Origin of the sequence: Actinomadura sp. (assembly GCF_044508335.1) — a bacterium.
Classification (GTDB): Bacteria; Actinomycetota; Actinomycetes; order Streptosporangiales; family Streptosporangiaceae; genus Spirillospora.
In genome coordinates this window covers 1-9411 of record NZ_JBIQHY010000182.1, presented here as the reverse complement: position 1 = coordinate 9411, position 9411 = coordinate 1, and the positions used below count along the sequence as shown (strand labels likewise).

Below are 9411 nucleotides of genomic sequence, written 5' to 3'. Positions count from 1 at the left end.
ACTCATCACTCGCGCCGATAGCCCGTCGCCTCGACCGGAAAACAGCAGAAATGGGAGGTGGGTTTCTCGCCCCCGGCGCTGCCGGTTGCGATGCGTGAGTGAAGCGCTCGGAAACTATCTGCGTTTTCCGCATATCGGCAATTAGTCGAGTAGAATAAAAGTATCCGGCAAACGGCGACATCCTGTTCTGAGGGTTGATCTGCCACGCCGGCCGCCCCCTGAGAGGGGGAGTCATGCAGATCTCGCACAGGCCGCACATCAACGGGCGCGCTGGGCAGACCGGTTCAGCGTCCCGGCTCAACCCACCTGACCCCGGAGTCCTCCCCGATCGGCGCGAGCCGACGCCCGCGCAGCGGACGGTGACGGCGGTCCGCACCAGCGTGGTGTGGTCAGAGCTGTGGGCCGTCGCGGCCATCTCGGTCCTCTTCATGGTGCTCGTGGTGAGCAACACCGGCGATGTGCGGGTCTCGTTCGCCGGGCTGAGCGGCGCCCTGCCGCTGGCGATCGTGCTCATGGCCGCCATGGCCGCCGGGATCGCGATCACCCTGATCCTGGGAGCCGCCCGCCTCACGCAACTGCGCCCGCTGACCCGCAAGCGCCTCCGCTGAGCACCCCCAGCCGCCGCACCGATCCGAAACCGAGGAAGGCGCCCGCCATGTGGACCACCGCCGAACGCCGCACCACGATCAGCTTGTCACCGCCCTCGACGCCGCGGCTGCTGCTGCGCCCCTCGGCCCCTCCCGGCTCGGCGCGGACTGTGCTGGACGGCGGCTGGTGGCCCCGGTCGGCCGACCCGGTCGCGGAACTGCCGGGCCTGATCCTGGCACTGCAGGACCACGGCCCCATCGACGACCACCGCCCCATCACTCACGTCCTACTCCGGGCGGACGACTGGGACAGCCGTCCCCGCCGGTTGCGCATCGACGGCCCGGCCGACACCCGGGTGGTGCGGCTGAGCTGGTTCGACTCCCTGCCCTCGGGGCTGCTGACCGCGATCCACGCCGACGGCCGGCGCGTGGACCTGTTCACCGTCCCGGCCGCCACGCCCCGGGACGAGGCCGAGGCGTCGATGGAGTTGGCGTCCGACCCTCACAACGTCCTGCACACCCCTGACCTGCTGGCCGCCCTCGCCTCACCACCCGGCCGGGCGAACCGCCGGGCCGGCCCCCCGGACGGCTCGGAGTGCGCCTGGGAGTCCGAGGGCGGGCGGCTCCGAGAACAGTCCGCGGCACCTTGATCCGGCCCGCTGCCCCGGGCCGCCCGGCACTATGGACCATCTGCGATCGGAGATCGCCATGACCGCTCTCATCACCATCCCGCGTCCTGCCCGAGCTCTGGCCCGGGCCCCCGATGAGGTGAGGACGCCCGCCTGCCAGCGCCCCGGCCACACCATCGTCGCGTTGTCGGGCGCCCTGGACGGCGCCGCGGCTCCAGCGTTGCGCGAGCACCTGATCGGCGCGTTGCGGCGCAGCGGCCGCCTGCTGATCCTCGACCTGGGGGAGGTGGCGTCCGCCGACGCGGCCGGATTGGCCGTACTGGTCGGCATCCGGCGCCGCGCCGCCGTACTCGGCATCACCCTCCGGCTCGCCGCCCCCCGCCCTCAGGTCGCCGCGCTGCTCCGCGCCACCGCGCTCGACCGCGCGCTCGCCGTCTACCCCGATCCGGATTCGCCCTCGGAAGCGCCTGCCCGATGACCATGAAGGACGAATATCTGCGGCTGATGAGGGGTCTCGTCGGCGGCATGGCCATTGCGGTCGCCCTCGTCTGCGCGCTCATCGCGGCGGTCGCCTTCCTCTCCTGACGTGGCCGAGGGCAAGGAACCCACATCGTGCTGGGCGCTCGGTCGACCCGGCCGGCCCGGGATCTTTCGGTCACAAGAGTGGTCGGGTGAGGTGGTCTGCGGTTCCGCCGCGCCATTCGATGAGGAAGAGGGTGGCGTCGTCGCTGGTGATCCCGCCTCGTTCGCGCATGAGGGTGTGGGAGAGGTCGCGCACCATCTGCTGGACGCTCGCGCTGGCGGGTCCGACGCGTTCGATGGTGGCGATCAGGCGGGCCTCGCCGAACAGTGTCCCGCCGGTGGTGTGCTCTTCGACGAGGCCGTCGGTGTAGGCCAGGATGCGGTCGCCGCGGCGCAGTTGCCGGGTGTTGATCTGGGGTTTCGAGCCGCCGAAGCCGACGGGCAGGGTGCCGGGGCCTTCCAGGGCGCCGATGACGCGGTGGTCGCGGATCAGCATCGGGGCGGGGTGGCCGGCGTTGACCCATTCCAGGTGGCCGGTGCCGATGTCGAGGCGCATCATCTGCGCGGTGACGAAGTGGTCGGGGCCGAACTGGTCGTCGATGGCGGTGTCCATGAATGCGTACAGTTCGGCGAGGCCGGGCTGGGCGCGTCTGGCGTGCCGGTAGGCGCCCACGGCAACGGTGGCCAGCACCGCGGCGTTGAGGCCGTGGCCCATCGCGTCGATCATGGCCAGGTGCAGGACGTTGTCGTTGAGGGCGTAGTCGAGGCTGTCGCCGGCGACGTCGTAGGCGGGTTCCAGGATTCCGGCGACGGCGACCTGCGGCGTGGTCATGGTGAGTGGGGGCAGCAGCGACCACTGGATCTCCGCGGACACGCTCATCGGCTTGCGTCGTCGCGCCCGCAGGAACTGGTCGGTGTAGTTGTTCTTGGTGACCAGCATGTCGGCGACCAGGCCCGCGAGTCGCCGCAGCAGCCGACGGTCGTCGTCGTCGACGCCGTCGAGGGTCAGGGCCATCACGCCGATCTCGTCGCTGCCGTCCAGCAGCGGCAGGAACATCCGCACTCCGTCGTCCTGCGGCTGCTCGACGGTGGTCTCCGACAGGAACGCGCGCCCGGCCGCAGACCCCTCCAGCGGCAGCGGTTCGCCGTCGGTGAGGCCCCTGCCCGGCAGCGGCACCAGACAGAGCTGGGCGTAGTCCTGCAGCAGGATCGAGACGTCCCGGCCGCCGATCGCGCGTATCTCCTCGGCAACCAGGGGGGCGATGAGCTGCGGCGGCATCTCGTGCGCCCGGTCCAGCAACTGGCCCAGCAGCCGCTCGCCGAAGCCTTCGCTGCGGTCGACCGCGTCCCCGGGCCCGCTCAGTTCCCCCACAGCCGTCTATGTGCCCTCCGACACCGGTGGTAACTCCAAGTGCCTGACAATGTGCAGAGTGGTGAGGGGCCGGGCGGCCGCGCGATCGTGGCGGGAGGGGCGTCAGCCTGTGACGACGTGATCCCGGGCCCTTTATGGTGGGTGGTAAGGGGCTGGCGGACAGCCTGAGCCGAGGAGATGGGGCCGGTGAGCGGGACGATGCACCAGGTCTGGATCGAGGCCGGCGGGGGGCATGACATGGTCCGCGCCGATGCGATCGTGATGCTCCGGCTGGACGGGACCGGACGGCTGACCGCGCAGCTGCGCGACGACGCCAAGGTCAGTGTGACCCTGCTGGAGGGCTCGTCCGACGCCCGCCCGCCCGACGACTTCCACCGCCGGCTGATCCAGACCGTCGCCCAGCTCGCCGACTCCAGCGGCGGGCAACTCGTCCGCCCGCGATATGAAGGAGGCGTCTGGAGCTGGACCAGCGAACCCCTCTAGGGGCATGCCGCGCGGGCACCGGTTCGCCGGCCTGGACGCCGTCCCGGTCGATGCCCTCGTCCGCGAGCCGCCGCTGCCGGCCGAGGAGATGACGGCTCCGGAGTTCAACCAGTCCACCGTCGGGATATGCCGCGCCGCCGGCTTCACAGCCACAGTGCACCAGGGCACGGCGGGGGAGGGCGGAGTCCGGTGATCGGCGGCTCGCCGTTCTGAGCACGCTGCGCGCAGACGTCCTCGCGCTCGGCGGAGGAAGCTGCGTCAGGAGGACGGCGCCTGGGAATCCACGGCACGGTACCTGGTGCTTCTTGAGTTCAGAACGGGAAAGCGCCCCAAGGCGCCGGTGTGGAGCACGCGTCACCGCGTGGCAGACCGGCTCTGAGCGGGAACCGGCGGCGCGGCTGGAACGTTCCACTCGGTGGCTTCCGGGGGCGGCGAACGCGGGGAGGTGTGCGGGGCTATGCGGCTGGGTCTCGACCTGGCAGCGGCGTCGCTGATCGTCCGGGGAGAGCCGCGTGAAGATCACCTACCGGGAGATCGAGGACGGGGACCCCGAGTCCGACGCGGGCGAAGACGTGATTCCGGTCGATTCCGGGCCGGACCCCGTGCTCGAAGCCCATCGCGGGCGGCAGGACGAGGCCCGGGCCGGGTTTCCGCCTGGTCGTGTCATCTTCGCGCGGGTGGGGGGCGGAGGGCGATGATGGGTGCGCACGGGCTGTTTGGCCGGGTGGTTGTGCGTCGGTCTTCGGCGAGTTGGACCAGGCGGGCGGCGGTGTCGGCGAACAGCAGTAGTTGGCGGGCGGTGGAGGGGCTGAACGGTTCGGCGTTCGGCCGCGCGAGGACGGCGAGGACCCCGTGGGTGGCTTCGCCGTTGTCGAGCGGCAGGATCAGGATCGGCCCGGCCGGTAGGGCGCTGAGCGTCTGATCGGTGACGATTCGCGCCGACAGGGCCCGGCGGGAGCTGAACGCCCGGCCGAGCATGGAGCGCCCGCGCCGGACCGTCAGCCCGCGTATCCGGTCGCTGCCGACACCGACCGCGACATCGATCCGCAGGGTGTGGGCCTCTTCGGCCGGCAGGGCGATGAATGCCAGTGGAACGCCTGCCATGGAACGGGCCCGCTCGGCCACGAGTTTCAGCAGGCTGGGCAGGGCGGTCCCGTTCAGGACCGCCGCCATCAGGTCGAACGAGGCGGTCAGCCGCCGCCGGTCGGCTGCGCCCCGGGACATGCCCGCTGGGCCCCAGACGGTCGCCGGTAGTTCGTCGCCGGTCATGTCGTCATCCCGCTCTCTTCGCTGGCCGGGCCTTGATGTCGCGGGCCGCAGATTCGCACTGGCCGCGGCCCGGTTCGGTGCGTGCGGGCGCCTGCGTCCGGTCAGGCCGCGGTCGACCGGATGTCCGGGGTCGCGTCCTGGGCGTCGGTGGCGGAGGAACCGACCATGAATACGCGGTGCAGTCCGGTGGCCCGCAGCAGATCGGCCGGCTGTGGGCGGGGGCGGGCGAGGGTCAAGGCGGTGCCGGTCGCTTCGGCCCGGCGGCGTGCACCGACGAGCATCGCCAGTCCGGACGCGTCGCAGGACGTCACGTCCGACAGGTCGACGGTCACGTGCGCGCCGCAGTCCCGCAGCGCGGCGTACAGGCGTACACGCAGGAACGGGGTCGAGGTCGCGTCGAGTTCGCCGCTTATGGCGATGACGGTGCGCTCGTTGAGCCGTTCAAGGGTCAGGTCGACGGGTTCGGCGGAGTGGTCGGCCGTTTGGACGAGGTGGTGTTGCGGCGTCATGGCGCCGGACCTGTCTGGGCTGAAGCGCCCGAGTATGGAGAAACCAGGGGATGCGGGCTTGGCCGCCCGCATCGAGAAGACCCTCGTCACCGTGAGTCTACGCGCTTGCCTTGCCATCGCGCTGTGTGTGAGGCTCCGACTGACCCCGGCTTCAGAGACGAGCCTGGACGCTCGAGGACTCCTCTGGGCGCTCCTGATCCGCGCCCGGGGCGAGAACGATGAAAGGCGCAGGGACGGCGTATCGCTCTGAAGCGCCGGCTTCGGCCGGCCTGAATTGCCCGCCGATGAGTGCGGCCGCGGGCGGGTCGCGTCCGTTGGACGGGGGCGGGTCAGCGATGCCGGGCGTCCCGGCCGGGCTCGTCCGGGACGCCCGGATCCCGGTGGGCGGATCCGATGGACGGCTCGCGCGTGGAGTGTCCGGGATGTGCCGAGGGGAATGGGTCTGGTGTCCGATCGGGGGGATGAGCATGACTGGGCAGGTGGACGATCGGCCGGGCGCCATTCATGACCGCTTGGTGGAGGCGATGAACTCCGGGGTCCTGGCGACCGACGAGCGCGGCCGGATCACGGCGTGGAACCCGCGCGCCCGGGAACTGCTCGGCTACACACGCGACGAAGTGCTGGGCAGGCCGATGCACCGGCTTCTGCACCGGGACGCCGACGGGCACGTCCCTCCCGAACGGGACTGCCGCCTCATGCGCGGGTTGCGCACCGGCGTTCCCGATCAGGGGGACGGCCACCTGTTCGCCCACCGGGACGGGCGGCTGATGATGTGCTCGTGGTCGTCGGCGCCGATCTACATCGGGGACCCGGGCCGGACCGGGCCTGCGGACGGGGCGGTGGGCGGGCTGGTCATCGTGTTCCAGGACGCCGCCGACCGGGTCGAGATCGAGCGCGAGCGGCGCGAGCAGATGGCCCGGGTGCAGCGGGCTAATTCCCGGTTGCGGCTGGTCGCCGAGATCACGACGGTGCTGTCGTCCACACTGAACGAGCAGGAGGCACTGCGGCGGCTGGTCCGGCTCGTGGTCCCCCATCTGGGGGACTGGGCCGAGGTCGATCTGCTGGTTCGCGACGGCCGCGTGGAGCGGGTGGCCGCGACGCACCACGAACTGTCCGCCGCCGACATCGCCGGGCTTGAAGGGCCGCTTCCGCCGCTCCCGCGCGTGCCGCGGGGACCGCTGGCCCAGGTGCTGCGGGGTGGCGCGGCGGTCGTGGTCGGCGGCGATGCCGACGTGCGCGCCGACGAACCGCTGGACGCCGCCCAGCGCGAACTCTTCCAGGTCATGGACGCCCAGAGCGCGATCATCGCCCCGCTGGCCGCCCGAGGTGAGACCTACGGCGCGCTGACACTGGGCTACTCCCGCCCAGGGCACGGCTACGGGCCGGACGACCGCCTCGTCGTCGAGGACGTCGCGCGCCGGACCGGCCTGGTCCTGGCCAACGCCCGCCTGTACGCCGGGCAGCGCAACACCGCTGAGGCGATGCAGCGCAACCTCCTCACCCCTCTGCCGCAGCCGGGCGAGTTGCGGCTGGAGGCCCGGTATGTGCCTGCGGCCCGAGTCAGCTGGGTGGGCGGCGACTGGTACGACGCATTCACGCTGCCCGGTGGCGCCCTCGGAGTGGTCATCGGGGACATCGTGGGCCACGACCTGCAGGCCGCGGCGCGCATGGCCCAGGTCCGCAACATGCTCCGGGCCCTTGCCTGGGACACGACCGCGCCGCCCAGCACCGTGCTGGCCCGCTTGGACGGCGTCATGGCCGGCGTCAGCGACGCCGACCTGGCCACCGGCGTGTTCGGCCGCGTCGAAGAGGCCACCGGCGGGCGGTGGCGGCTGCGCTGGTGCAACGCCGGCCATCCACCGCCGCTCCTGATCACCGATGACGGCGGCACGCATTTCCTGGACGAGCACGGAATGCTCCTGGGCGACCCCGACCTCACCGGGACTCGTCCCGACGGCGCTCGTGTCCTTCCGCCCCTGTCCACACTGCTGCTCTACACCGACGGCCTCATCGAGACCCGCGACACCGACCTGTCCGACCGCCTCACCAGCCTCCGCCGCCACGGTTCCCACCTGGCCCAGCTTCCCCTGCCCGACCTGTGCGACCGGCTCCTGGAGCGCATAGAGCCCAGCGGCGAGGACGACGTCGCGCTCCTCGCCCTCCGCATCCCCGGCTGACGGCCGCGGGCACGTGTACGCCGCTACCGGGCCGCAGGGCCAGAAGCCGGGGCCGCGGAACGGTCGGGCGATGGGGCGTCGTGGGAGCGGCGGCTCAGGGGCGGGCGGTGGAAATGTCGCAGGAGGCCAGGATCTCCTCCGGCAGTGCGAAGCCCGCCCCGGCGGCCGCCCTGGCCAGAGCCGCCTGCGCCGAGGCCGGGTGCGTCTCGGGCGGCACGACCAGAAGCAGGAGCGGCTCCGCGCGGCCGCAGGCGACCGCGACCATGTGGTCGAGGCGGGGGAGCCGGCCCACTCCGATCTCCCGGCCCAGGACGGCGATGCTAAGCGGCACGCGGTCCCAGTCGCCCGAGTCGATGATCAAGCGGCTGGCGGTCATGCCCGGCCGCCCGGCCAGGGTGGTCACCAGTGCGGTGAGTTCGACCGCGGCGTCGCGGGACCTGGGCCACCAGCCGCCGTCCATGACCCCGCGTCCGGCGCCGCCCGGCGTCAGCCGCAACCGCGGCGCCGCCGGAGATGGAAGCAGGGGCGCCGGGGGCGCGGCGGTGGGGTCCGCGAGGGGGACGCTGTGGGCCATGTCGGAGGCCCCAATCTCGGCCTGTCGATGGCCGGGCAGTACATCACCGAGGACGGCGCCGGCAATGCGGCCTGCGCACGAGATGCCCTCGGCAAGTACCACACTACGTCGCCGGGAGCCCTCAGCGGGGTCAAGAGCGTTCGGCCATTACCGGAGGTGAATCACCGCGACGCGCGTAGACTGCGGTCATCCGGCCAATGACGTCGTCCCGCCCGGCTGACTCGCCATACCGGCTCTTGCAGGGAACGCCGTGCCCCTTCCGGAACCCGCCCGCCGCGACCGCGCTCTGCGACCGTCTCCCATGAGCCCTGCCGGACCTGTGGCGATCATCGCTGTGGGCGGTCATCGTCCTCACGGTGTTGTGGAAGACCGCCACGCCGCTGATGGCCGTCATCATGGCCGCGGCCGCTCTGCTCGCCGGAGTGATCCTGCTCGTCCTGATGTACGGGACCAAGCCACGCCGACGCCGTGAAGGCGCCCGTTCGCCGGAACTGTGGCGGCGTCGCCGATGCTGAGACTCCGCCGCATCCGGCGGAGGTGAAGACCGCACAGCCGCCGCGGTGACGTCCGGCACCGGCAGTGCGGCCCAGGCTGCAGCCCGGTAGCGGTCGCGCCGCATTCCGGATCATCTGACGTGCAACGTGGGTGGTGCTGCTCAGCGAAGACCAACATAAGTACAGTAAACGGCAATTGTAATTTGCCGCCTTCTGTCCGGAAAGTCGGCAAATTGTGAGTATCATGTAGATACCTGATAAACGGGGGCATTGTTTCTATGTGGCTCAAGTAGCCGGTCGCCTTGAGAACCACTTCTGCCGCATCTGTTGGGGTAGCGAAGCATCAGGTCGGCCCCGTCCCCGCCGACAACGCACCGGGGGACGCCGTCCGCGCCTCCCGGGAGAGGGGCGCAGACCTATGCGGACCACTGCCGAACGAAGAACGACCATCAGCTTCTCTCCGTCCATGCCTCCTCGGCTGGCGATGCGGCCGCCGGCCCCGACCGCCCAGGCTGATCCGATGCAAGACGGGCGCACGCTGCTGGACGGTGTCTGGTGGCCCCGCTCGGCCGATCCGGCCATGGAGTTGCCCGGGCTGGTCCTGGCACTGCAAGCGCAGGGTCCGTCCGACGAGCATCGCCCCATCGTCCACATCATGCTGCGCGCGACCGACTGGGCCGCCCATCCGCGCCGGCTGCGCGTCGACGGCCCAGAGGACACCAGGGAGGTGCTGCTCAGCTGGTTCGGCAACCTTCCCGCCGGACTGCTCACCGCGATCTATGCCGACGGCCGTCG

13 protein-coding genes are annotated in these 9411 nt (G+C 71.4%); 9 read left to right on the top strand and 4 right to left on the bottom strand.

Annotated elements, in window-relative coordinates; translation table 11 throughout:
* The first annotated feature begins 233 nt into the window (after nucleotides 1–233).
* From ACIWVC_RS33255 to ACIWVC_RS33245, 3 genes are read left to right on the top strand one after another with little or no spacing between them, the layout of a single operon-like run.
* Nucleotides 234–608 (top strand): lipopolysaccharide assembly protein LapA domain-containing protein, encoded by a 375-nt coding sequence (locus tag ACIWVC_RS33255; protein WP_138635669.1) that lies wholly within the window; start codon nucleotides 234–236, stop codon nucleotides 606–608.
* A 47-nt stretch (nucleotides 609–655) separates the two neighbouring features.
* Nucleotides 656–1237, top strand: a complete 582-nt coding sequence (locus tag ACIWVC_RS33250) for a DUF5994 family protein (protein WP_387079019.1) — start codon at nucleotides 656–658, stop codon at nucleotides 1235–1237.
* Nucleotides 1238–1295: 58 nt separating this feature from the next.
* A complete protein-coding gene (locus tag ACIWVC_RS33245) occupies nucleotides 1296–1694 on the top strand; it encodes an STAS domain-containing protein (protein WP_396450679.1) in 399 nt (132 codons plus the stop codon).
* A 177-nt stretch (nucleotides 1695–1871) separates the two neighbouring features.
* On the opposite strand, the gene ACIWVC_RS33240 is transcribed toward ACIWVC_RS33245, so the two are convergent.
* Nucleotides 1872–3110, bottom strand: coding sequence for a PP2C family protein-serine/threonine phosphatase (locus ACIWVC_RS33240; protein ID WP_396450677.1), 1239 nt, complete (start codon nucleotides 3108–3110; stop codon nucleotides 1872–1874).
* 186 nt (nucleotides 3111–3296) lie between these two features.
* On the opposite strand from ACIWVC_RS33240, the gene ACIWVC_RS33235 reads away from it, so the two are divergent.
* The 3 genes from ACIWVC_RS33235 (at nucleotide 3297) to ACIWVC_RS33225 (ending at nucleotide 4291) form a co-directional block, all read left to right on the top strand.
* On the top strand, nucleotides 3297–3593 hold the full coding sequence (locus ACIWVC_RS33235; protein WP_138635671.1) for a hypothetical protein: 297 nt from the start codon (nucleotides 3297–3299) through the stop codon (nucleotides 3591–3593).
* 4 nt (nucleotides 3594–3597) lie between these two features.
* Nucleotides 3598–3786 carry a hypothetical protein gene (locus tag ACIWVC_RS33230; protein ID WP_387079025.1) on the top strand — a complete coding sequence of 63 codons (189 nt, stop codon included), beginning with the start codon at nucleotides 3598–3600 and terminating at the stop codon, nucleotides 3784–3786.
* A 319-nt stretch (nucleotides 3787–4105) separates the two neighbouring features.
* Entirely contained in the window at nucleotides 4106–4291 is a 186-nt protein-coding gene (locus ACIWVC_RS33225; protein WP_387079026.1) for a hypothetical protein, read from the top strand.
* On the opposite strand, the gene ACIWVC_RS33220 is transcribed toward ACIWVC_RS33225, so the two are convergent.
* The gene (locus ACIWVC_RS33220) at nucleotides 4257–4862 is read right to left on the bottom strand and encodes a GAF domain-containing protein (RefSeq protein WP_396455063.1); all 606 of its coding nucleotides are present in this window, start codon (nucleotides 4860–4862) and stop codon (nucleotides 4257–4259) included. The two genes, ACIWVC_RS33225 and ACIWVC_RS33220, sit on opposite strands and share 35 nt — an antisense overlap.
* A 101-nt stretch (nucleotides 4863–4963) precedes the next feature.
* The gene (locus ACIWVC_RS33215) at nucleotides 4964–5443 is read right to left on the bottom strand and encodes an STAS domain-containing protein (RefSeq protein ID WP_396453212.1); all 480 of its coding nucleotides are present in this window, start codon (nucleotides 5441–5443) and stop codon (nucleotides 4964–4966) included.
* 389 nt (nucleotides 5444–5832) lie between these two features.
* Here ACIWVC_RS33215 and ACIWVC_RS33210 point away from each other — a divergent pair, with 389 nt between their 5' ends.
* The gene (locus tag ACIWVC_RS33210; protein ID WP_396455062.1) at nucleotides 5833–7548 is read left to right on the top strand and encodes a SpoIIE family protein phosphatase; all 1716 of its coding nucleotides are present in this window, start codon (nucleotides 5833–5835) and stop codon (nucleotides 7546–7548) included.
* A 94-nt stretch (nucleotides 7549–7642) separates the two neighbouring features.
* On the opposite strand, the gene ACIWVC_RS33205 is transcribed toward ACIWVC_RS33210, so the two are convergent.
* Nucleotides 7643–8122, bottom strand: a complete 480-nt coding sequence (locus tag ACIWVC_RS33205) for a DUF5994 family protein (protein ID WP_396455061.1) — start codon at nucleotides 8120–8122, stop codon at nucleotides 7643–7645.
* 356 nt (nucleotides 8123–8478) lie between these two features.
* On the opposite strand from ACIWVC_RS33205, the gene ACIWVC_RS33200 reads away from it, so the two are divergent.
* Both ACIWVC_RS33200 and ACIWVC_RS33195 read left to right on the top strand, forming a co-directional pair.
* Nucleotides 8479–8637 carry a hypothetical protein gene (locus ACIWVC_RS33200; RefSeq protein ID WP_396455060.1) on the top strand — a complete coding sequence of 53 codons (159 nt, stop codon included), beginning with the start codon at nucleotides 8479–8481 and terminating at the stop codon, nucleotides 8635–8637.
* A gap of 499 nt (nucleotides 8638–9136) precedes the next feature.
* Nucleotides 9137–9411 (top strand): DUF5994 family protein (locus ACIWVC_RS33195; RefSeq protein WP_396455059.1); only part of this gene is annotated, 275 nt, incomplete at its 3' end.

Coding starts and splice junctions, on each gene's coding strand:
- ACIWVC_RS33210 (WP_396455062.1), top strand. CDS start 5,833: ATGAGCATGACTGGGCAGGTGGACGATCGGCCGGGCGCCATTCATGAC.
- ACIWVC_RS33205 (WP_396455061.1), bottom strand. CDS start 8,122: ATGGCCCACAGCGTCCCCCTCGCGGACCCCACCGCCGCGCCCCCGGCG.
- ACIWVC_RS33245 (WP_396450679.1), top strand. CDS start 1,296: ATGACCGCTCTCATCACCATCCCGCGTCCTGCCCGAGCTCTGGCCCGG.
- ACIWVC_RS33230 (WP_387079025.1), top strand. CDS start 3,598: ATGCCGCGCGGGCACCGGTTCGCCGGCCTGGACGCCGTCCCGGTCGAT.
- ACIWVC_RS33220 (WP_396455063.1), bottom strand. CDS start 4,862: ATGACCGGCGACGAACTACCGGCGACCGTCTGGGGCCCAGCGGGCATG.
- ACIWVC_RS33215 (WP_396453212.1), bottom strand. CDS start 5,443: ATGCGGGCGGCCAAGCCCGCATCCCCTGGTTTCTCCATACTCGGGCGC.
- ACIWVC_RS33255 (WP_138635669.1), top strand. CDS start 234: ATGCAGATCTCGCACAGGCCGCACATCAACGGGCGCGCTGGGCAGACC.
- ACIWVC_RS33250 (WP_387079019.1), top strand. CDS start 656: ATGTGGACCACCGCCGAACGCCGCACCACGATCAGCTTGTCACCGCCC.